Annotated in this window: 22 protein-coding genes; 13 read left to right on the top strand and 9 right to left on the bottom strand. The window is 70.7% G+C overall.

The genetic code is table 11. From position 1 onward, the window contains the following. Window positions 1-20: 20 nt before the first annotated feature. Entirely contained in the window at window positions 21-164 is a 144-nt protein-coding gene (locus tag CU254_RS43005; protein WP_158688025.1) for a hypothetical protein, read from the bottom strand. Between the two features lie 453 nt (window positions 165-617). Between CU254_RS43005 and CU254_RS14255 the strand changes: the two genes are divergently transcribed. Then, window positions 618-1,577 carry a hypothetical protein gene (locus tag CU254_RS14255; protein ID WP_009076778.1) on the top strand — a complete coding sequence of 320 codons (960 nt, stop codon included), beginning with the start codon at window positions 618-620 and terminating at the stop codon, window positions 1,575-1,577. A gap of 283 nt (window positions 1,578-1,860) precedes the next feature. Next, window positions 1,861-2,511, top strand: a complete 651-nt coding sequence (gene shbA / locus CU254_RS14250; protein ID WP_037713622.1) for an RNA polymerase sigma factor ShbA — start codon at window positions 1,861-1,863, stop codon at window positions 2,509-2,511. A 115-nt stretch (window positions 2,512-2,626) separates the two neighbouring features. Here the strand turns inward: shbA and CU254_RS14245 are convergent, their stop codons facing one another. After that, on the bottom strand, window positions 2,627-3,043 hold the full coding sequence (locus tag CU254_RS14245; RefSeq protein WP_009076775.1) for an STAS domain-containing protein: 417 nt from the start codon (window positions 3,041-3,043) through the stop codon (window positions 2,627-2,629). Window positions 3,044-3,302: 259 nt separating this feature from the next. On the opposite strand from CU254_RS14245, the gene CU254_RS14240 reads away from it, so the two are divergent. After that, window positions 3,303-4,010 (top strand): trypsin-like serine protease, encoded by a 708-nt coding sequence (locus tag CU254_RS14240; protein ID WP_009076774.1) that lies wholly within the window; start codon window positions 3,303-3,305, stop codon window positions 4,008-4,010. Window positions 4,011-4,058: 48 nt separating this feature from the next. Here the strand turns inward: CU254_RS14240 and CU254_RS14235 are convergent, their stop codons facing one another. The 4 genes from CU254_RS14235 to CU254_RS14220 all read right to left on the bottom strand — a co-directional run bounded on the left by CU254_RS14235 (window position 4,059) and on the right by CU254_RS14220 (window position 10,195). Continuing rightward, on the bottom strand, window positions 4,059-7,322 hold the full coding sequence (locus CU254_RS14235) for an ATP-binding protein (protein WP_009076772.1): 3,264 nt from the start codon (window positions 7,320-7,322) through the stop codon (window positions 4,059-4,061). Beyond that, the gene (locus CU254_RS14230; protein ID WP_037713619.1) at window positions 7,319-7,945 is read right to left on the bottom strand and encodes a hypothetical protein; all 627 of its coding nucleotides are present in this window, start codon (window positions 7,943-7,945) and stop codon (window positions 7,319-7,321) included. The genes CU254_RS14235 and CU254_RS14230 overlap by 4 nt, the downstream gene beginning before the upstream one ends. 63 nt (window positions 7,946-8,008) lie before the next feature. After that, window positions 8,009-9,616: a KGGVGR-motif variant AAA ATPase gene (locus CU254_RS14225; protein WP_009076770.1), complete on the bottom strand. Its 1,608-nt coding sequence runs from the start codon at window positions 9,614-9,616 to the stop codon at window positions 8,009-8,011. A 3-nt stretch (window positions 9,617-9,619) separates the two neighbouring features. Then, window positions 9,620-10,195 carry a toll/interleukin-1 receptor domain-containing protein gene (locus CU254_RS14220; RefSeq protein WP_037713616.1) on the bottom strand — a complete coding sequence of 192 codons (576 nt, stop codon included), beginning with the start codon at window positions 10,193-10,195 and terminating at the stop codon, window positions 9,620-9,622. 175 nt (window positions 10,196-10,370) lie between these two features. Here CU254_RS14220 and CU254_RS14215 point away from each other — a divergent pair, with 175 nt between their 5' ends. Next, entirely contained in the window at window positions 10,371-11,318 is a 948-nt protein-coding gene (locus CU254_RS14215; protein WP_009076768.1) for an SEFIR domain-containing protein, read from the top strand. Between the two features lie 306 nt (window positions 11,319-11,624). Here CU254_RS14215 and CU254_RS14210 read toward each other — a convergent pair whose 3' ends face one another. Together CU254_RS14210 and CU254_RS14205 are read right to left on the bottom strand one after the other, a co-directional pair. Beyond that, window positions 11,625-12,530 carry a serine hydrolase gene (locus CU254_RS14210; RefSeq protein ID WP_009076767.1) on the bottom strand — a complete coding sequence of 302 codons (906 nt, stop codon included), beginning with the start codon at window positions 12,528-12,530 and terminating at the stop codon, window positions 11,625-11,627. A gap of 4 nt (window positions 12,531-12,534) precedes the next feature. After that, a complete protein-coding gene (locus tag CU254_RS14205) occupies window positions 12,535-13,413 on the bottom strand; it encodes a LysR family transcriptional regulator (protein WP_009076766.1) in 879 nt (292 codons plus the stop codon). A 110-nt stretch (window positions 13,414-13,523) separates the two neighbouring features. Between CU254_RS14205 and bla the strand changes: the two genes are divergently transcribed. The 8 genes from bla to CU254_RS14165 all read left to right on the top strand — a co-directional run bounded on the left by bla (window position 13,524) and on the right by CU254_RS14165 (window position 19,196). Continuing rightward, window positions 13,524-14,420 carry a class A beta-lactamase gene (gene bla, locus CU254_RS14200; protein WP_009076765.1) on the top strand — a complete coding sequence of 299 codons (897 nt, stop codon included), beginning with the start codon at window positions 13,524-13,526 and terminating at the stop codon, window positions 14,418-14,420. Next, a complete protein-coding gene (locus tag CU254_RS14195) occupies window positions 14,417-14,938 on the top strand; it encodes a D-alanyl-D-alanine carboxypeptidase family protein (protein ID WP_009076764.1) in 522 nt (173 codons plus the stop codon). The genes bla and CU254_RS14195 overlap by 4 nt, the downstream gene beginning before the upstream one ends. A gap of 135 nt (window positions 14,939-15,073) precedes the next feature. After that, entirely contained in the window at window positions 15,074-15,826 is a 753-nt protein-coding gene (locus CU254_RS14190) for a hypothetical protein (protein WP_037713612.1), read from the top strand. A gap of 168 nt (window positions 15,827-15,994) precedes the next feature. Then, window positions 15,995-16,720 (top strand): hypothetical protein, encoded by a 726-nt coding sequence (locus CU254_RS14185; RefSeq protein ID WP_009076762.1) that lies wholly within the window; start codon window positions 15,995-15,997, stop codon window positions 16,718-16,720. A gap of 61 nt (window positions 16,721-16,781) precedes the next feature. After that, complete coding sequence (locus CU254_RS14180; RefSeq protein ID WP_009076760.1) at window positions 16,782-17,525, top strand: hypothetical protein; 744 nt, start codon at window positions 16,782-16,784, stop codon at window positions 17,523-17,525. Window positions 17,526-17,565: 40 nt separating this feature from the next. Further along, complete coding sequence (locus CU254_RS14175; RefSeq protein WP_037713610.1) at window positions 17,566-18,291, top strand: decarboxylase; 726 nt, start codon at window positions 17,566-17,568, stop codon at window positions 18,289-18,291. Window positions 18,292-18,356: 65 nt separating this feature from the next. Further along, a complete protein-coding gene (locus CU254_RS14170) occupies window positions 18,357-18,719 on the top strand; it encodes a VOC family protein (protein ID WP_009076757.1) in 363 nt (120 codons plus the stop codon). A gap of 21 nt (window positions 18,720-18,740) precedes the next feature. Continuing rightward, a complete protein-coding gene (locus tag CU254_RS14165) occupies window positions 18,741-19,196 on the top strand; it encodes a MarR family winged helix-turn-helix transcriptional regulator (RefSeq protein ID WP_234392828.1) in 456 nt (151 codons plus the stop codon). On the opposite strand, the gene CU254_RS14160 is transcribed toward CU254_RS14165, so the two are convergent. Next, a complete protein-coding gene (locus CU254_RS14160; RefSeq protein WP_050788177.1) occupies window positions 19,197-19,793 on the bottom strand; it encodes a hypothetical protein in 597 nt (198 codons plus the stop codon). Window positions 19,794-19,920: 127 nt separating this feature from the next. Here CU254_RS14160 and lexA point away from each other — a divergent pair, with 127 nt between their 5' ends. Continuing rightward, window positions 19,921-20,574: a transcriptional repressor LexA gene (gene lexA, locus CU254_RS14155; protein ID WP_009076751.1), complete on the top strand. Its 654-nt coding sequence runs from the start codon at window positions 19,921-19,923 to the stop codon at window positions 20,572-20,574. Window positions 20,575-20,596 lie beyond the last annotated feature (22 nt).

Genomic DNA, 20,596 nt, shown 5'->3' with positions numbered 1-20,596 from the left:
GACGCCGGACCGCGGTTTCGTCACTGCGCGGTCCGCGCCGGCGCCGGCGGCGCGACCGGGGCGGGCCCGCCCGGATGGCCGAGCGCGAGTCCGGACACGAGCGCGACCCCGGCGAGCCACAACCCGGCGCGCACCAGCAGGGAAAACGAACAGACGACCTTCACGACGAGCTCCTTCCGGGGATTTCCGCCCGCCTGGTCAGCGGCTTGTGCCGAGAATGCGGGAGCGCGCGGCAATCGGGGAAGGAGTTTCCCGTTTCCGCCTTAATCGCGTGAACGGGGAACAGCGAGGCAACGGACTCGCATTGCCCCGGACGGCCGGGACCGCGGCGAAAGTCATTCGCCGCGGAGCAGGCCCAGTACGCCGCGGACACCGCTCCCGAGATCGAAAACCGGGCCGCCGTCCGTTCGCCGGCGGGAACTGGAACAGTCACCCGCCGTTTCGGGAAGGAGCCATCCGAGCGAATTTCCCGCGCGGATAAACCCGGCCGCGCCAGCCGGACGCGGGAATGGGAAATCATTCCGGTCACAGTCCGTGCGCCGTCCCGGGCAAGGCTGGACATCGGCGGCCGCATTGGGAACAGTGGCTGCGGGCGGGGAGACGCGAGGGAGGAACGGGTGGAACCGAACGCGGCGGACTTGGTCGCGGAATTGAAAGTGCTCCGCAAGGGGCGCGGCGTATTCACCACCCCGCTCGGGATTCGGGTCGGCCCGGTCCTGCGCGAGGTCTGCGGGATTCCCGACAACGCGGAAAACGTCGAGATCCGCGACCGGCTCGCGCACGTGCTGGAGCCGCTGGCCAAGACGCTCCCGGACGACCTCCGGATCGCCGTGCTCGCCGCGTTCGCGATGCACGAGCCGGCGCGCAAGCCGTTCTACCAGGAGCGGGTGCACTGGGCCGCGCGCGAACTGGACCGCGACGACCGCACGATCCGGCGGCGCATCGACGAGGGCATCGAGCACGTCGCGCACCTCGCGCTCGCCGGCCCGCGCGAGGGCGGCGGACGGCCCGCGCCCGACGGCAGCTGGCACACCGAACTGCTGCGCGTCTCCCTTGCGCTGGACCAGGAACGGCCCGAGGTGTTCGAGTTCCGCCGGATCGTCGCCGACGCCGACGAGGTCGCCGAACTCGACCTCGCGCTGACCCTCACCACCACGTCCTCGGCCGCCGGGCCGGTGCGCGAAAGCGATCTCGACGTCGACGTCTTCCACGGCGGAACGCTGGTCCGCCGCGCGATGGAGTCCAGCGACCGGGTCGGACTGGCGCTGCGGCTGGCCAAACCGCTGCCGCGCGGGGACACCCACGACCTCGCGCTGCGGTTCCGCGCGGAATTCCGGCATCCGCACTACGTGTGCGTGCCGCGGCATCCGGTCGACCGATTCGACCTGCACGTGCGCTTCCCGGCCGCGCCGCCGTCCGAAATCGTGCGGCTGGACCGCGTGTTCCAGGACGACGCACGCGATCTGGGCGCACGCGGCGACGTGGTGGCCCCGGACGGCTCGGGCGAGGTGCACCTGCGCTTCGACCGGCTCGCGCCCGGCTTCGCCTACGGGATCCGGTGGAGCCCGGCCGGCTGAGCCGGCCGGCCGGGCCCGCGGCTCCGGTCAGTGCGTGATCATCGCGCTTCCCCTTCCCGATCGGGATTTCTCCGACCGCACCGGGATCGCCGCCGCGCCGGGACGCGCTACCGGCGGCCGCAACCTGTCCAAGATCTGTCCAGGTCCGCGCGAATTCCGTTGCCGCGCAACGGACAGAAGCTGGACAACACCTGCCCGGGCGCAACATCCGCGCCCGGGCGCCCGATTCCCGGACCGAGCGGGCGAGACCACCGCGGCCGCCCGTACGAAAGGAACGACCTCTATGCCCACCGCCACCGCGCCCGAACCGGTCGAAGGCTATGTCCCGCTGTCCGCGCTGCCGCGCCCGTCCGGGCTGGCCGAACGCCTGGAAACCGTGGTCCGCGCGGCCCGCGACCAGGTCCCCGGCGCGGCTCCGGAACTGCTGGCGCTGCTCAAACCGGTGATCGCGCGCTACTGCCGCGCCCGCATCGGCGGACGCGACCTGTCGTACCTGTCGGCCGACGACGTCGCGCAGGAAGTGTGCATCGCGGTCCTGCAGGCGGTGCCGGGCTACGAGGACCGCGGCGGATCGTTCCTGCACCTGGTCCGCGCGATCGCGGCGAACAAGGTGGCCGACGCGTTCCGCGCGGTGTCGCGCGACCGCTCGCGGCCGGTGTCCGACGTCCCGGAGAACCCGGATCTCGGCGAGGGTCCCGAATCGCACACGCTGACCGCCGACCTGGGCGCGTCGCTGGGCAGGCTGATGGCCGGGATGCCGAAGCTGCAACAGGAAATCCTGACGCTGCGCGTCGTCGTCGGCCTGACGTCGGCCGAAACGGCGAAGGCGCTCGGGATGTCGCCGGGCAACGTCCGGGTGACGCAGTGTCGCGCGCTGGCGAAACTGCGGGACTCGATCCAGGAGCAGGGACTCGCCGAAGCGCTGCTGGCGTGAACTCGCAACATCCCCGCACTGGTCCGGACCACTCGAGAAAAAATCCCCGAAGTTCACCCGCTCGGGCCACCTCGGCGGCGCGGGGCGGCCCCGTCCCGCGCGGATCCGGACCGGCTCAGCCCGCGTCGAGCCGCCGTTTCATCCGGCGCAGGAACGCGATCCGGTCGGTCTCGACGCGCACCGCCGTGCGGTCGGGGTAGATGTCGAACACCCCGGTCATCCCGGTTTCGGCGAGCCGGCGCCCCGCCGCGCCGGAGGGGTGCGCGAGCAGCCGCAGCACGACGCCCTCGGCGGCCGCGCGGTCCTGCGCGGCCCGCAGGACGTGCACGCCCGCGTCGCTCAGCTCGGTCAGCCCGGTCAGGTCCAGCACCAGCGCCATCGGGCGTTTGGCCAGCGCGAACGTCACCGCCCGCACCACCACCAGCGCGGTGCCGGCGTCGAGTTCCCCCGCCAGCAGCAGCGTGAGCACGTCGAGGTCGTCGTAGCGGTACGACGACTTCAGCCGTGCCGATCCCTGTGAGCCGGCTTCCATCCGCGTGCTGCACTCCCTGTCCAGGCGGGGCCCGTCGCGCCCGCTCGTCCACCCGACACCATTCTGGCCCCCGGGGCACGGTGACCGCGCTCACAGTCCGCCTCCGCACCGCTCCGGCGGGGGCTGCGCCGCTTGACCTACGCCGAAAGTCGGGAACTGAGTCAGCCCGACCTTCGGCGGGTTCCGTCATTTACCGACATTCACGACGGTGGGTCAGTACCTGACCACCCCTCCCCGTACCCACCGGAGATGATCACCAGTGCGTATCGCGCGTACCGCCGCAGTCCTGTCCGGCCTGGCCTTCGCCGCCGTCGCCGCCGCGGCCCCGGCCACCGCCGCTCCCGCCCAGCCCGCCATCATCGACGGCAGCACCGCCGACTCCCTGCACGCCGCGGCCCGGATGTTCGCCGGCGGCCAGGAACTCTGCTCGGCCACGATCATCGCGCCCGACTGGATCCTCACCGCCCGGCACTGCACGCAGGGCGCCGGCGGCAAGCAGATCACCTTCCACGTCGGCAGCCTCGACCAGACGCAGGGCACCGAGGTGTCCGCGACTTCGGTGCACGACTCCCCCGACGCCGACATCTCGCTGGTCCAGATCGACCAGAAGGTCCAGACCGAGTACGCGCCGCTCGGCACCGCGGGCGACGTCAACGTCGGCGACACCGCGCAGGTCTACGGCTGGGGCGCGACCTGCACCGACCAGCCGGAGATCAACTGCCAGTCGCAGGTCCTGAAGGTGGCGAACGTCCAGGTCACCTCGGTCGACTGCCCGGACGGCGCGGCCGGCGTCTCGGTGTGCGCCAACCGCGGCGACGGCATCACCGCCGGCGGCGACTCGGGCGGCCCGATGTACGCCAACGGCAAGCAGGTCGGCGTCGCCTCCACCAGCGACCGCCAGTCCTACACCGCCTACATCAACATCACCCAGTACCGCGACTGGATCCAGTCGGTCGCGGGAGTCTGATCCGCAGCGGTCCGGACCCGGACGGATCCCCGGGTCCGGGCCGCTGTTTCACCCCTCCCCTCTTCCCTCCCCGTTCCGGGCCCGGGCGAGCACCTCCTCGAGGCGCAGCGGGCTCGCCGGGTGGTGGCTCAGGCACAGCGGCGTCGACACGCGCCGGAAGCCGAACGCCTCGCCGGACACGTAGAACTGGGCCCGCTCCAGCCGCGAGATGTCCGCCACCGGACTGCCTTTCGCGCGCGCCATCTCGTTCGCCGCGGCGATCTGCGCCGGGCTGTTGAGCCGCCCGAAGAACTGCGTCATCGCGTTGCCGGCGATCTGGTTGTGCAGCCCCTTCGGCGCCTGCGTCGCGAACAGCAGCCCCAGCCCGTACTTCCGGGCCTGCGCGGCCAGCACGATGGTGCTGCGCGTGCTCGCGGTGAGCGAACCGGACGCCGCGAGCGTCTGCGCCTCGTCCATCACGAAGAGCGCGCCCAGCGGCCGGTCCCCCGCCGGATTCCGCTTGATCCACGCGAACAGCTCCATCTGCAGCTGGTTCACGAAACTCTGCCGCTGCGCCTCGGACGGCAGCCCGGCGAAGCTGATCACTGAGATCCGCGCCCGCTTGCCGTCCGCCGGGGTGAGCAGCAGCGCCGGATCGACCGGGGTCGCGGCCCCGGCGAACAGCGGGTCGTTCACCATCGCGGCCTTGAGCAGCTCCGCGACCTCGGCCGCGATTTTCCGGCCGCCGTTGAGATTCGTGACGCCGTCGGGCAGATCTTCGAGGACGCCGATCAGCTCCGGCAGGCTCCGCGAGCCGGTGCGGGCGTGGTGCACGATCGTCTGCCGCAGCACGGCCAGCCCGATGTCCGCCTTCGCAGTGCTGCCGGTGAGCCGGGCCTGCGGCGCGAGAGCGGCGACCGCCACCTCGACGGCCGCGGAGAACTCGTCCTCGTCGTCGAGCACCCCGGCGAAATCCGGCAACGGCTCGAACCCCAGCGGACGACCGGTGGCGCGGCCCGGAGTCCACACGACGACGTCGGTGCCTTCGAGATAACGCTCGGCGAGCCGCGCGTCCTCCGGCCCCCAGCCGCTCGGCGGACTCGGCCACGCGTCGCCGAGGCGGGCGAGGTCGTTGTTGGGGTCCAGCACGATGGAAGACACGCCGAGCAGCGCGCATTCCTCGACGATCCGGCGCAGGAGCACGGTTTTCCCCGACCCGGACCCGGCGAAGACGGCGGCGTGCTTGCGAAGGGCGGAGAGTTCGATGCGGAGAGGTTTGCCGGAACCGGTTTCGGTGCCGAGGGTGAGGGCGCCCTCCGGCGGGGGGTGGGTCCCGTCGGAACGGGGTGCTTGAGCGGTTCCGGTGCGGTTCGGGCGCGGGGTGAAGAGGGAGGGCTGGGCTGGGGGTCGCTGGTTCGCTGGGATTGGGTTCGTGGGGCTCGGATTCGCGGGGCTCGGGTTCGCGGACCGCTGAGCCGCGGGTTGCGGAGGCGCCGGTGGCGGGACCGGTTGCGCGGGACCGCCGGTGCGGGGCCCGGCGTCGGGCAGGACACCGGAAAGCAGCTGGGACCGCCGGGCGGGCCTGCGGTCGATGAGCCACTCGTGGACGTCCGGGCCGCCCTTGACGAACATCTCGTCCAGCGCCCAGAACGTCCGGACGTCCGCTTCGGACATCTTGAGCCGCTTCCCCCCGGCGGCTTCGAAGGCCCGCAGTTCGGCCTGGGTTTTCTCTCCTTTGGACCACGAGGAGTTCCGGATCAGGATGAGGTGGCGGTTGTCCGCTCCCGGGCGCAATCCCGCCGCCGAACGCGCCTTGCGGAACCGGTTGAGCACCGCGACCGCGTGGTTCGCAGCGATTGAGCGAAACGCCCAATGCTCCTCGAGATCCGAGGCTTCGTCGATGGTGTGAGTGAGCCAGGCGTGCAGCTCGTCGTCGGTTTTGCGAGTGTCCCACTCCATCTCGTCGTCGCCGACCTCGGTAATCCAGCCGCGCAACGCCGCTGAGAGCAGCCGGGGCATCACCTCGTCCTCGACCTTAGGGTGAAGCAGCGCCGACGGATCCGCGTCCGCCCGGAGTTGCTCGAACCAGGCATCCAGCTCCGAGAAGCGATCACGCTTGGGCGCCGGGCGCGCGGGCAGCGCTGCAGGCGCGTCCGGATCGAAGGTGGTCATCTCCACCACTCGTTCCGCGCGGACGCAAGCTTCGATATGCGTACCGACCCGCTTCAGCATTTCCCGCGGCGTGTATTCGTCCCACGGGCCGTCGAATGCCGAGGCGGCCACCGGCCAAGTCGAATGCGGCGGAGTGAAGTCCATCGCGGCGTAGGCGACTCCCAATCGCCGTTCCACCAGACGCCGTCCCACCTCGGCGTCCAGCACACGCCCGAGTATGCGGGTTTCCTCGAACCGGTCAGGCACAGTGTCAGCGGCCTTCTCCTTGACCAGTTCCCACGTCGCGGGCAGACAGGCGAGAACGGTCACCGTCCGGCGGGTCACCTCCCGCAGTCCCATCAGGCCGTCGGCGATCTGGGCCACGAGCAGATCAGTTCCTCCGGCTTTCCCGCCTTCCCTCGCCAGTTTGTCCGACCGGGCAACCAGTGTGTCGAACTGGTCGACGCTGATCGCCAGCGGTCCGGTGAGTGCCAGCAGCCGCGTGATGTCGTGCACTTGTTCCTTTGCCGACTTCGGCTTCAGCCGGATGCTCCACTTGCGACGGCTGCCGGACTTCGCTTCCTCGCAACGGCCTAGATACGCGTCGCCGACCTCGTTGTGGGTCGGATCCTCGGAGGCGTAAAGCACCAGCGCGCGTGCCATGTCCGCGCATTCGATCGCGACCTGCCGGTCCAGCTTGCGCAATCCCGCCAAGAACGCGTCGAGATGCGACCGGTTCAACCCCTTTCCGCTGAGCAACGCCGCAGCACTTTCCCACGGCACGTCGCTGCGCTCGCACACCCGGCGCACAAAGCTGCGCACCTGCGGCTCGCCCGAAGCGTCCACTCGCGACAGTCCGTGTCGCAAAGCATCGGCCGCGTCCTCCCAGAACGCGGTCCCCGCCGTGAGGTTGTCGAGAAAGAAATAGCCGCCAGCCAGATGCGCGGCCCGCCGGACCAAGCCGAGGAGATGCGTCTTGCCGACGCCCTTCATCCCCTGCATCACGAGACCGACCGGACTCGGGCCGTCGCTCGCGGCCGCATGGCGGATCCTGGCGTCGATCGCCGACATCACGTCGTCGTGCAGACCGTCGACATGATAGGGCGAATCTTTCCACACGTGGTCAGGAGCATCGATCCAGTCGAACCGCAAGGTCGCCAGAACAGCTAAATGTTCGATCATGACACCTCGATCGAGAGCAGATGATTGTCCTCACCGCCGATGCGCACGGCCGCCTCCCGGTCCGCAGGGGTGAGAGCCTTGCGGTTCGACTCAGGCACCAGGTGCGCTTGTCCGGTACGGCTGAGTTGTTTGAGCACTGCGTCGACTTCGGCGGTCGCAGCGTCGCGCAGCAAAGGCCGGAGATCAGCGAGGCCGACCCAGCCACGCGGTGAACGGGCGAGTTTCCGGTACGCGGTCCGGATCTGCTCTTCCAGATCTGCTGCCTGCGGTGCATCACTGCCCGCGAACACCACCTTCAGCGAAACATTGTGCAGCCGCAGATACTCGAAGAACTTGTGCATCGCCAGGTAAGCCACCACGGTCAACGTGCTCCGCACCGGTTTCGGCGGGGTCAGCGCGGCCAGTTCTTCCGCGCACCAGTCCCAGCCGGCGTCGGTGAGCCGGTGCGCGAAGGCCCGGCCGGATTTGCGGCTGCTGACGTAGCGTTCGTTGAGCTTGAGCCGGTCCCTTCCGTCGAGGGCGAAGCCCGCTTCCTTGCGCAGCTCCGGGTTCGTCATCTCCCGGCCGTGCACCATCAGCGCGATCATCGCCGCGGACTGCTTGTGGCTCAGTCGTTCGTGCATCCGCCGTCCTTCCTCGGGGCATCCCGGACGCGGGCGCGGCCGGGGCGTTCTGGGGGCGGGCGGCTAGCTGCCGTTGACCCGCACGTCGAGCACTTGCCGGGCCCAGGCCAGTGCGTTCCGGACCCGGGGCGGCGGCGGCACCGCGCCGTCGCCGTCGCGGCGCGGGCGCAGCAGCACGGCCAGGTCCGCGCCGAGTTCCTGGGCGCGCACGCTGTCCCCGGCGCCGACCGCGGGCGGGAGTTCGCCGGCGAACTCGCCCACGAGGTCCCACAGTTCCGGCCGCAGCCGACCGTGTTCGGCTTGCCGCAGCAGGGAAACCAGGTCCGCCTGGCCGGTGTCGGCCAGCGCCCGGCCGGAGCCGATCTCGTCGGCGAGGCCGCGCGCGACCTTCGCCGGTCCGGTCGCGGGGCCGAGGCGCAGATGCCGGAGGTTGCCGAGGTAGCCGGACAGCTCGCGCGGGTCGGTGCCTTCGGTGAGCACCGGGATGAGCCTGCGGTCCTGGCCGAACGTGCGGTGCAGGAACAACTCGACCTCCGCGAGCTGCCATCGGCTCGCCTTGCCGTCGATCACCAGGCACAGGTGGCGGGCGTCGGTTTCCGCGCGGCCGAGCCAGGACCGGTCGCCGGACAGCGATCTCCCCACCCGGATGCCGAGCTTTTCCAGCTCCGCCACCAGCTTCCGGGAGACGTCGAGGCTCGACCGGGGCATGCTGACCTGGATGTCGTAGGCGAACTTCTGCGTTCGGGTCCGCACCGCCGCGACGTAGGCGTCGCGGTTTTCGGCCAGCAGTTCGGTCCGGTCGAAGGAATGGGCGATCACCGCGGCGACGGTTTCGAGCGCGAACCCGATCTGGTCGGCACCCGGGCTTTTCTCCAGCAGTACCGGCAGCTGCTCGCCGAAGGTCCAGTACGAGACGTAGGGCAGCGTGAGATGGCGGGCGATCACCGCGGGCGGAACGTCCTGGTCCAGCCAGCTGTCGAAGAGGCTCCGCGTCTCGTTCAGGCAGATTTCCCGCCAGCTTTCCGAGCGGTCGTACTCCTCGCGCGTGTCGAAGCGCGAGAGGACCGGCAGCACGGGGAGCTGCGGACGGTCGTACGGCAGGGCATTCCGCGCGACGTTCGCCCGGTGCGCGATGTCGACCGCGCCGCGGACGCTCTGCATGTTCGCGGTGTAGAGAACGACCAGCCGGTCCGGCAGGTGCGCGGTGCAGATGCTGCCGACGTCGGAGATTCCCGTGCGGCTGTCGAGCAGGACGTAGTCGTAGTCCGAGGTCCACGCTTCCCGGCAGCGTTCGAGATACTCGCCGAACTCCTCGTCGTACAGGCCTTCCCAATCGATCCCCTGCACCTGCGCCGGATACCCGGGGCCGTCGCCGCCCGCGGGAAGGAAGTCCAGCGTGCCGGGCACGTTGTCCAGCTTGACCGGGATGATGTGCCGCTTGGGCCGGACGGTGCCCGCCCGGAAATCGGCGACGAGATCGACCACTCCGCCTTCGGGATCGCGCTCCAGTTCGGGCCTGAAGTACTCGCGCAGTCCCGGCGCTTCGAGATCCCAGTCGACGCACAGCACCCGATGCCCCCAGCGGGCCAGCAGCACCGCGACGTTGGCCAGCGTGAAGCTGCGCCCGACGCCGCCCTTGTAGGAATAGAAGGTGATCACGACGCCCGCCATCGCTCAGAGCCTCGGAAAGCTTGCGGCGGGAGGGGTTTCCGGGAGCGGAGTGAGCACCGGCCAGTCCGGCCGCCACGCCGGGGCCGCGCTCAGCAGTTCCTCGATCTCCGCCGCGATGCGGTTCATCTCGTCGTGAAAACCCAGGTACCGGGTCGAGACCTCGAATTGCTCGTACGGGTGGTTCCACCGGGTCAAGTCCTGCATCCGGCGTTCGTGCGCGAACGGCGGGAAATTCTTCGAATCGCAATAGATGACCGGATAGATCAGGGTGGCCGGACGGTCTCCTCCGGCCAGTTCTTCGCGGCGTGCCATCGAGGCCCATTCCGCCCGGCACCACTCGTCGTAGAAGTACTTCGGGGAACACACCGGAACCAGGATTCTCGTGCGCTGCAACGCAGCCCGAAGCTCGTCCGGCCACTTGCCGCCGACCCGGACCGAGCCGTCGAAGAACACCCGCACCTCGCGGTCGAGGTTGCCGTCGAGCATTTCGCGCAACCGGGGATGGAAATGGTTGCGCACCCACCGGGCGATCGGATCGGCGGTGCGCAGATAACTGATGAAAACGTCGTAGTGGTACACCTGGGCAGCGCTCCCCGTCGATTTCCGCGTCCTGGCGATCCGACCTCGGAGCACGACGATACCTTTCGCACCGGCGCCGACAAGGGACAGATTCTGGACACTTTGTGGCCGAAAACCCGCGACCGCCCGCCGGACCCGAAACTGGACCGGTCGCCGCCGAATTTCAAGGAGCCCGATGTCCGCCGCACCCCGAGTCTTCGTCAGCTACGCCCACGACACCGCCGCCGAGCACTACCGGCAGGTCGGGACCTTCGCCACCTTCCTCCGCGCCCGGATCGGCCTCGACGTGCGGCTGGACCAGTGGGACGACGCGTCCCGGCTCGACTGGTCGGCCTGGGCGATCCGGAACATCCGCGCCGCCGATTTCGTGCTGGTGGTCGCGTCGCCGGACTACCGGCGGCGCGCGGACGGCGAGGCGCCCTTCGACGAGGGCCGCGGCTCCCAGTTCGAGGCGCGGATCATGCGCGACGCCCTCACCCGCGACCTGGAGCGCGAGACCAGCCGCATCCTGCCGGTGGTGCTGCCCGGCGCTTCCGTCGAAGACATCCCGGCGTTTCTCACGCCGTATTCCACCACGCATTTCCGGATTCCGGAATTCACCGACGACGGCGTCGCCGGGCTGCTCTCCGCGATCACCGGGCGCAGCCAGAACGAGCGTCCGGTGCGCGGGATGTGGCGCGGGGCAACGGATTCCGTCTCCGGACCGGTCCTGGCGACCGAACTGCCGTGGCGCGAGAAGAGCGCGGACATCTCCGCCGGTTCAGCGCGGATCGACGGGATCAGCTACGAGCACAGCGTCGTTTTCCGCACCGCCGGGCCGACCGACGGGGCGTGGGCGTTCGCGGAAATCGACCTCGGCGGCTGCTACGCGCATTTCACCGCGGTCGCCGGCGTGCTCGACGACGCCGAGGACGCGGCTTTTCAGACCGGCCTGTTCTGCGTCCGGCTCGACGGCGAAATCCGCCACCTCGACCATTCCGCGTTCGGCAGCCCCCGGCACACCGAACTCGACGTCACCGGCATCCGGCGGCTGCGGCTCGAGATCCGCCGTCCCCCGGCGGGCCCGTCCGCCCGGATGACCCGACCGGCGGCGCTGGCCTGGGGAAACCCCACGCTTCGCTAGGCGCCGGGGTTCCCCGGCGCCAGGTGTTTCCTGCTCGCCGAGGAAACAGGAAACCCCTTTCCCCGCTCGTTCCCGGATCGCATTCTGGGTGCACGCCGCTCGCTCCGGGCGGTTCGCCGAGAATCACGGAAACCGATCGGCCGCGAAAAGGAAAACTTTCGCGGCGGGGGTTTTCCGTGCCTGGATCCGGGAGGGAGGTGCGGGAAATGCAGACGCACGGAATCGTTCTCATCCTCACGCTGCTGGGCCTGGCCTGACGCGGGACCCGGCCGGATCCGCCGCGAGGGCGGATCCGGCCGGACCTGCCTATCCGAGCGCGCGCAGGTGGTCGCGCAACGACCGCGCCACCCGGGCCATCAGAATCTCCGCTTCCGGCTGAATCGCCGCGGGCACGCGGGATTCGGTCAGCGCGGCGACCGCGAACGCCTGCCCGTCCGCGTGCTCCACGACCCCGATCTCGTGCCGCAGGTTCAGCAGCGTCCCGGTTTTCGACGACCACTTCGCGGAATCGGACGCGAAATCCGGCGCCAGCCGTTGGCGCAGCAGGTTTTCCCCCATCAGCTGACGCACCCGAGCGGACACGTCCGGGTCTATTTTGGACGGTGTCCACAACGCGGTCAGCAAGTCGGCGAACGCGCGCGCCGAACCGGAACTCGCGCGCGAAACGTCCAGCTGCCGCACCAGATGCCCTTGCCCCTCGGTCACCGCGCCGATGGCCAGCGAATGCGCGAGGTGCACGTCGGCCGCGGCGAACCGTTCCACCGGGGTGTCGCTCAGCTCCGCCACCGCGTGCCGCACCGAGATGCCGGTGATGCCCCACTCCCGCACGGTCCGCGCGACCTCGGCAGGCGGGGTCAGGGCGAACAGCTGGTCGGCCGCCGCGCTGTCGCTGATCGCGGAGGCCAGGTACATCAGGTCGGCCACCGCCAGCCGCGCCGGATGCCGGAAGCGCGACAGCCCGGCCGGCCCCGCGGTCTCGATGCGGCCGGGTTGGACCTCCACCTGCTGCGCGCCGTCCAGTTCGCCGCGCCGGATCCGGTCCTCGGTCACCGCCACGAGCGGGACCTTGACCAGCGAAGCGGTCGCGAACTCCAGGTCGGGCTCGATCCCGATCTCGCGGCCGGACCCGAGGTCGCGGACGAGGAACGAGCCTCGCAGCCCGCCCTCGTCCAGTTCGTCCCGCAACCGCGCCAGCAACGCCTCCGTGCTCACCGGGTCAGTCTGCCGCAACGCTCGCACCGAGACACCGCGCGATCGCCGCGCGCAACGGCGTCCGCACCCGGTCGACGTCGTCGCCCAGCCCCGCCGCGACGTCGTAGCCGCGCGCGAGCCGGACACCGCCCAGCGGCCGCCACGCCAGCCCCAGTTCCCGCGCCTGATCCGCCGAGCACAACAGCAGATCCGCCGACCCGATCACGCTCGCCGCGGCCGTCGTCAGCGTCCCGGCCACCTCCACCTGCGCGGGCAGCAACCCGGCTGCGTCCCGGGCGCGGAACACCCGGTCGCGCACGTGCGGCACGTCGTCCTCCGGCTGCACCCACACCCGGCGGCGCGGGCCTGCCGACCGGCCCGCGCGCAGGGTTTCCAGGTGCACCACGGCCTCGTCCGGCTCGGCCTCGCTGGCCAGCCCGAGCGGCACCGTCCAGCCCCCGTCCTCCGGCGGCACCGCGACCAGCGCGGCCCGCACCTCCTGCGTCCGCACCAGCTCGGCCCGCTCGGCCGGCCCGGCGACGCGGAACTCCAGGAACACCTCGACCGTCCGCGCCTGCGCTTCGAGTTCGGCCAGATCGCGCGTGGTCGAGGTGTCCGGGACCGCCAGCCGCAACGGCCGCCGACGCGCGCGCTGAGCGTCGTGTTCCATCGCCTCCGCGAGGCGCACCAGGCGTTGCGCGGACGGCAGCAGGTCCCGGCCGAACTGCGTGAGCCGCGCGCGCCGCGTCGACCGGTCGAACAGCCGCTCCCCCAGGTGCTTTTCGAGCGCGGCGATCCGGCGGCTCGCCACCGGCTGCGGGATCCGCGCGACCGCCGCGCCCCCGGTGAAGCTCCCCGCTTCGGTCACGCTCACGAACGCCTTGCAGCCCGCGACCAAGTCCATGACCAGAGCTTATGCCAGATCCGCATCATCCCGCACAAAAGTGTCTTGGACCGCATGAACCAGGCGCGGGCACGCTGCGGGCAGTTGATCGACTCCGGAGGGAGAACCCCGTGTTCCGCAGGCTGACCCTGGCCGCGTTCGCATTGGTCACGCTAGCCTCGTGTGCCGCACCAGCAACACCGGAAGCCCCGGCGAGTTCCGCGCAGTCCGCCGCGCCGGCCGCGGCCAAGACGGTCGCGCAGCCGGATTTCGCCGCGCTGGAGAAGGCTTTCGACGCCCGGCTCGGCGTCTACGCGATCGACACCGGCAACGGTCGCGAGGTCGCCTATCACGCGGACGACCGCTTTGCCTACGCTTCCACGCACAAGGTGTTCAACGCGGCAGCGATCCTGCACCGCGGGGACGATTTGGCCCGCACGGTCACGATTCGGCAAAGCGATCTCGTGTCCAATTCCCCGATCACGGAGAAGCACGTCGGGGAGCAAATGTCGTTACAGAGCGTCCTGGACGCTGCGCTGCGTTACAGCGACAACACGGCGGATAACCTCATGTTCCGCGAAATCGGCGGTCCCGCCGGGCTGGCTGCGGAGCTTCGCCGACTGGGGGATACGGTCACCCACGTGGACCGCATCGAGCCCGCTCTCAACGAGACGAGCCCTGGTGACGTCCGGGACACGACCACCCCGCGAGCCTGGGCCAAGGACCTGCGCGCCGTCGCGCTCGACTCGGGACTCCCGGCGGACAAGCAGGCCGTGCTCACCAAGATCATGCGCGCGAACACCACCGGCGCGCACGTGATCCGCGCCGGCGTGCCCGCGGACTGGCAGGTCGCGGACAAGACCGGGTCCGCCGAGTACGCCACGCGCAACGACATCGCCGTGGTGTGGCCGCCGAACCGCGCGCCGATCGTGCTCGCCGTGCTGTCCGACCGCCCGCGGAAGGACGCGAAGACCGACGACAAACTGATCGCGCAGGCCGCCGCCGCGGTCGTGAAGGCGTTGCAGTGAGCGGAATCTACCGAGTGGTCACCCACGTGCTCGCGGCGCTTTTCGTGCCCGTCGCGTGGGTGTTCGCGCGGGGCCGGGCGCGCCACGTCGCGTGCCAGTGGGCACTGGGGGTCCGCTATCCGGCCGAAAACCTCGCCGGGCTCACGCCGGGCACGTACGCCGCGTTCACCGCGGCGCGCACGGAAGCCTTGTGGCGGCACGGAATCCTGCTCGGCCTGACGTCCGGCCACCGCGACGCGGCGACGCAGGCCGACCTGTTCCACGCCGAAGTGCAGCGCGCCGGTTCGCCCGAACTCGCCCTGCACCTCGCGCTTCCGCCCGCGCAATCGCAGCACGTGCGCGGCGTCGCGCTCGACGTGCGGCCGTACGAAGGCGCGCAGTGGCTCGAAGTCCACGGTGGACGGTTCGGCCTGTATCGCGTGTACGACAACGAATGGTGGCACTTCGAGTACCACCCGGACGGCCGTCCGCAGCGGCTGCCGCACCCCGGTTTCGCCGCGACCCGCGCCGCGAGCTGAGGGGCGAGGTCCACTGTGGACGGTGCGGCGAGTCACGGATCTGTGACGAACCGGACAACGCGTAACGAACCGCCGGACCGGCCGATAACCGGATGTGCCCGGGGGCGTCCTGGGCCTGTCCCGAACGGAAGTCGCATGATTCGCCCGGTCCCGAACCGTCTCCTCCTGCGCGGTGCCGCCGTCGCGGCCGCCGCCGCGCTCGCGTGCACCGCCTGCTCCGGCTCCGGCGGCAACGCCGTCCCGCTGCCCGCCGCCGCCAGCCCGGCCGCGAGCTCCTCCGCCGCGCCGTCGGCCGCCCCGCTCGACGCCGCGACCGTCGGCCAAACCGTCAAGGCCGCGATGAAGAAGTCGACCGCGGTGCACGTCAAGGGCTCGAAGAGCGAAGACGGCAAGATGAAGGTCGACATGCAGTTCAACAAGGACAGCGTGAGCGGCTCGATCGAGAAGGACGGCGTCGAGGTCCCGGTGCTGCGCGTCGGCGACAAGGTCTGGATGCGGTTCAGCAAGTCGCTGACCAAGGAAGCCAAGCTGCCAGCCGAGGCCGCCGCGATGGTGAACGACAAGTGGGTGTCGCTCGACTCCCCGCTCGCCCAGGGCATGGGCGAGGTGTTCAAGCTGTTCCTGGACTACGACGTCTTCGTCGGCTCGATGGCCGACGACGTCGACAAGTCCGGCTACTCCGCCGCCGAACCCGCCGACGTGGCGGGCGCCCCGGCGCTGAAGTACCGCAACGGCAGCCGGACGATCTTCCTCGAGGCCGAGGGCACGCACCGCCTGCTGCGGCTCGAGTCCCCGTCGGAGGGCACGATGGAGTTCAGCGGCTGGGACGAGCCCGTTCCCGCCAAGGCCCCGCCCGCCGCGGAGATCTACTCCGGCCCCGGCTCCTGACCGGAGGGCCTCGCGTTCCCGCCGCCCGGGAGCGCGAGGCCGTTGTCCGATGTGGACCGGGTGATCACGGTTCCATGACGGCGGCCGGCAAGCCGTAACGGACCGCCGGACCGGCCGATAAGCGGATGCGCCCGGGGGTGTCCCGGGCCTCTCCTGAACGGAAACCGCATGATTCGCCCGGTCCAGAATCGTCTTCTCCTGAGCTACGGCACTGTCGCGGTCGCGCTCGCGTGCACCGCCTGCTCCGGCTCCGGCAGCACCGCCGCGCAGCCGCCGGCCGGCGCGGCCGTGAGTTCGCCGGTCAAGCCGTCCGACGCCCCGCCCGACGCCGCGACGATCGGCGACACCGTCAAAGCCGCGATGAAGAAGTCGGCCGCGGTGCACGTCAAAGGCAAGGACGGCACGACGAAGATCGACGTGCAGCTCAACAAGGACAGCGCGGGCGGCTCGATCGAGCAGGACGGCTCGGAGATCCCCGTGGTCCGCGTCGGCGACAAGGTCTGGATCAAGTTCACCCGAGGCATGGCCAAGCTGGCCGGGCGGCCCGCCGGGGCCCGCTCCCCGCTCGACGGCAAGTGGGTGTCGATGGACTCCCCGATGACCAAGGGGCTGGGCGAGGGGGTCAAGCTCTTCGTGGACCGCGATTTCCTCGTCGGCGCCATGGCCGAGGACCTCGACCAGCCCGGCTACTCCGCGGCCGAACCCGCCGACGTGGCGGGCGCCCCGGCGCTGAAGTACCGCAACGGCAGCCGGACGATGTTCCTCGAGGCCGCCGGCTCGCACCGCCTGCTGCGCTACGAGTCCCCCGAGCAGGGAACGATGGAGTTCAGCGGATGGGACGACTCCCGCCCGGTCGAGGCCCCGCCCGCCGCCGAGATCTACTCCGGCTCCTGACCGCCCCGCCCCGCGTTCCCGCCGTCCGGGGTGTCCCGGGCCTGTTCCGAACGGAAATCGCATGATTCGCCCGGTCTCGCACCGTTTCTTCCTGCGCTGCGGCGTCGTCGCGACCGCCGCCGCGCTCGCGTGCACTGCCTGCTCCGGTTCCGGGGGCAGTCCCGTCGCCCCGCCTCCGACCAGCGCGGCCCCGAGTTCGCCGGTCAAGCCGTTCGACGCGCCGCCCGACGCCGCGACGGTCGGCGACACCGTCGCGAACGAGCTGGGCATGGCCCGGGCAGTGCACATCAAGGGCACGACCACCAACGGCTTCACCGTCGACCTGCAGCTCAACCACGACAGTGCGGGCGGCTCGATCGAGGTGGGCGGCGGGCCGGTGTCGCTCGTACGCGTCGGCGACACGACGTGGATCAAAATCACCGACGGGATGACCAAGATCACCGGAGTGCCCGCCGGAACACCGTCGAAGATGAACGGCAAGTGGTTGTCGGCGGACTCCCCGCTGCTCCACGGCCGCGGCGCGAGTTTGAAGAGCCTCCTGGACATCGACGCCTTCCTCGGCTCCGCCGCCGACGACCTCGGCAAACCCGGTTACTCCGCGGGCGAACCCGTCGACCTGGCGGGCACTCCGGCGGTGCGGTACCGGAACGGCAGCAACACGATCTACCTCGAGCGTTTCGGAACGACCTACTCCCTGGTGCGGTACGAGTCCCCGAAGCAGGGCGCGGTGGACTTCGACATGGGCGAACCCCGCCCGGTCGCCGCCCCGCCCGCCGCGGAGATCTACTCCGGCCCCGGCTCCTGAAGTTCTGCCGTCCGGGCGTTCAAGTGCGACACTGCCCGAGATGATCGGTCTGCTGTACCCCACTCGCGATTGCGCCGAGGACGACTTCACCGCCCTGGCCGGATGCCTCGACGCCCGGCCGGGCGTGGAGTTCGCCTACGTGCCCTGGGCGCGGCGCGCGGTCGAGCGGGAGGACGTCCAGACCGCGGTGCGCGAGCTGAGCGAGCCGGACCGGCTGGTCCGGACGGCGGCGAAGTTCACGACGTCCCCGCGCGTGGTCAGCTGGGCGTGCACGAGCTGCAGTTTCCTCGACGGCCTCGCCGTGGCCAAGACGCAGACCGACGCCCTGACGGACGCGCTGGGCGTCCCGGCGAGCAGCACGTCGCTGGCGTTCCTCGCCGCCGCGCACCGGCTCGGCCTCCAGCGGATCGCGCTCGCGTCGGTGTACGCGCCGGACCTCACCGACGCGTTCTCGGCGTTCCTCGCCGAGGAAGACGTCGCCACCGTGCACGCCGTCTCCGCCGACGCCGGTTCGGACCGCGACCTGGCCTCCTGGGACAGCGACCGCATCCGCGCCCTGATCGATTCCGCAGCCTCCTCGGACGCCCAGGCCGTCCTGCTCCCGGAGACCGCCCTGCACACCGCTCCCCTGCTCGCCGAACTCGAACAGCGCGCGGGCAAACCCGTGCTCACCGCGACGCAGGTGACGCTCTGGCACTGCCTCACCCTGCTCGGCCGGCCCGCCGCCGGACCCGGTCTCGGCACGCTTCTCGCCCACCCGCATTGATCGTCCACTGTGGACATATCAGGTCCCGGGCATAACCGCGGCCGATCGCGGGTAATTCCTCGATCATGAGCAGCCACCTGATCGCCGTCGCCATCGATTGCCGAGACGCCGACGCGCTCGCCGCGTTCTGGCGGGAAGCGCTGGACTATCCGCGGACCGAGCGGTGGACGGACAACCACGGACTCACCTACGTCGAACTGAAAGCGCCGGACCGGCCGTCGCTGCTGTTCCAGCCGGTGCCCGAGGGGAAGACGGTCAAGAACCGGCTGCACCTGGACATCGCGCCGGACACGATCGAACAGCGCGACGAGGTGGCCCGCCTCGTCACCCTCGGCGCGAAAGTCTCGGAAGATTCGGAAGAAGACCACTGGATCGTGCTGAAAGACCCCGAGGACAACGAATTCTGCGTGCTCCCCCGGCGGTCCTGACCCCGCGCTACGATCTCCGCCGTGCCCGACTCCCGCCTGCCCGCGCCGCCCGACCTCGGCATGCTCGCCGGACGGCTGCTGTTCGCGGTGCAGCGGGAGCTGTTCACCGCGCTGGCCGCCGAGGGCTTCGGCGACCTGAGCCCGCGGCACGGCGCGGTGCTCGCCTACCTCGGCCCGGACGGGGCGCGCGCGACCGAGCTGTCGCGCCGGTCCGGACGGCGCAAGCAGGTCATCGGCACGATGGTCGACGAACTCGCGACGCTCGGCTACGTCGAACGCCGCCCCGACCCGGCCGACCGGCGCGCGAAACTCGTCTGCCCGACCGAACGCGGGCAGGCCATGATCGCGGCCTCGACCCGCATTCTCGCCGCGATCGAGGACCGGCACGCCCAGCGGCTGGGCCGGAACGCGTACGCGGAGTTCAAGCGCGTGCTCACCGACGTCACGGACGAACAGCGGCGCTTCGCCGGGCACTGATCACTGGCCCGGCCATCCCTGCTGGGGCGGGCCGGAGGCAGGCCATTGGCCCGGCATCGGCTGCTGCTGTTGCGGGTACTGCGGCGGGTATTGCTGCGGCATGCCCGGTGCGCCGTACTGCTGCGGATACTGCTGTCCCATCGGAACCTGCCCCGGGTACTGCGGCATGCCCGGAACCGGTGCCCCGTAAGGCATTCCGTATCCCACGGGCGGAGGCGTCTTCGCCGACACCGCGGGCAGCCACAGCACTACCGCCAGGACCGTCATCACGCCGAACGCAGCGCTGTCCCACCAGGAATGGGCAAGGATCCCCCCGGCGAGCGCGCACAGCAGCTGCACCGGCGCGCCCCACAGCAAAATCCGGCCGACCGATTGCCGTCGCGCAAGAATCATCGCGATGCCGACGAGCACCACGATCGCCAGCACCGGAGTCGCCGCGTACAGGTAGTCGGACGGCCCGGCGCGGACTCCGATGCTCACGATTGTGCCGACCGACCAGTATCCCCCGAGTATCGCGTAGATCTCCAACAGTGCGAGCACCACCGCCACCGCGATGCCGATCCCCGTCACCTTCGGCCGTATCACCGGCTGAGTCATCCGGTCCCCTCCGTCACCCTCCGGAGGGACAACTCTACCAAGCGCCGCCACCGTCCACAGTGGAGCGACCAAGGGAACTACCGGCCCGGTCCGCGCGACCGGCCCGGACGCCCTCTACGATCGGCCCGTGACCGCCTACGACGACGTCTTCGACGACCTGGACGCTTCGGCCCTGCCCGAGCGGCAGCAGCACATCCTCGCCACCATCCGGGACTGGGTGGGCAGGCACGGGTATTCGCCGAGCACGCGCGAGATCGGCGAAGCGGTCGGGCTGCGGTCGACGTCCTCGGTGTCGAAGCATCTCGCCGCGCTGGAGGACAAGGGTTTCCTGCGCCGCAGCCCCAGTGTCTCGCGTCCGATCGACGTGCGCGCCTTCCTCGGCGACCTCCCCTCGCGCGAGAGCCGCGACTCCGTGCCGGTGCCGGTGGTCGGCGACATCGCGGCCGGCACGCCGATCTCCGCGCAGGAGCACGTGGACGACGTCATGCAGCTGCCGCGCGGGCTCACCGGCCGCGGCACCGTGTTCGGGCTGCGCGTGCGCGGCGATTCGATGGTCGACGCGGCGATCTGCGACGGCGACATCGTGGTGGTCAAGCAGCAGTCCGAGGCGCATTCGGGCCAGATCGTCGCCGCGATGATCGACGAGGAGGCGACGGTGAAGGTCTACCGCCGCCGCGACGGGCACGTCTACCTCGAGCCCCGCAACCCGGCTTACGAGGTGATCGACGGCGACCGGGCAACGGTGCTCGGCGTGGTCGTCTCGGTGCTCCGCAGCATGTGACGCCGTGAGCGGCGTCGCCGGA

Origin of the sequence: Amycolatopsis sp. AA4, from assembly GCF_002796545.1 — a bacterium.
Classification (GTDB): Bacteria; Actinomycetota; Actinomycetes; order Mycobacteriales; family Pseudonocardiaceae; genus Amycolatopsis.
Note: the sequence above shows the minus strand (reverse complement) of the source record. Positions and strands in the feature narration are given on the sequence as shown.

What these genes read in the sequence shown, in the direction of transcription:
- shbA (WP_037713622.1), top strand. Translation starts at nt 1,861, where the DNA reads ATGCCCACCGCCACCGCGCCCGAACCGGTCGAAGGCTATGTCCCGCTG.
- CU254_RS14245 (WP_009076775.1), bottom strand. Translation starts at nt 3,043, where the DNA reads ATGGAAGCCGGCTCACAGGGATCGGCACGGCTGAAGTCGTCGTACCGC.
- CU254_RS14235 (WP_009076772.1), bottom strand. Translation starts at nt 7,322, where the DNA reads ATGATCGAACATTTAGCTGTTCTGGCGACCTTGCGGTTCGACTGGATC.
- CU254_RS14230 (WP_037713619.1), bottom strand. Translation starts at nt 7,945, where the DNA reads ATGCACGAACGACTGAGCCACAAGCAGTCCGCGGCGATGATCGCGCTG.
- CU254_RS14225 (WP_009076770.1), bottom strand. Translation starts at nt 9,616, where the DNA reads ATGGCGGGCGTCGTGATCACCTTCTATTCCTACAAGGGCGGCGTCGGG.
- CU254_RS14215 (WP_009076768.1), top strand. Translation starts at nt 10,371, where the DNA reads ATGTCCGCCGCACCCCGAGTCTTCGTCAGCTACGCCCACGACACCGCC.
- CU254_RS14205 (WP_009076766.1), bottom strand. Translation starts at nt 13,413, where the DNA reads ATGGACTTGGTCGCGGGCTGCAAGGCGTTCGTGAGCGTGACCGAAGCG.
- CU254_RS14190 (WP_037713612.1), top strand. Translation starts at nt 15,074, where the DNA reads ATGATTCGCCCGGTCCCGAACCGTCTCCTCCTGCGCGGTGCCGCCGTC.
- CU254_RS14185 (WP_009076762.1), top strand. Translation starts at nt 15,995, where the DNA reads ATGATTCGCCCGGTCCAGAATCGTCTTCTCCTGAGCTACGGCACTGTC.
- CU254_RS14180 (WP_009076760.1), top strand. Translation starts at nt 16,782, where the DNA reads ATGATTCGCCCGGTCTCGCACCGTTTCTTCCTGCGCTGCGGCGTCGTC.
- CU254_RS14175 (WP_037713610.1), top strand. Translation starts at nt 17,566, where the DNA reads ATGATCGGTCTGCTGTACCCCACTCGCGATTGCGCCGAGGACGACTTC.
- CU254_RS14170 (WP_009076757.1), top strand. Translation starts at nt 18,357, where the DNA reads ATGAGCAGCCACCTGATCGCCGTCGCCATCGATTGCCGAGACGCCGAC.
- CU254_RS14160 (WP_050788177.1), bottom strand. Translation starts at nt 19,793, where the DNA reads ATGACTCAGCCGGTGATACGGCCGAAGGTGACGGGGATCGGCATCGCG.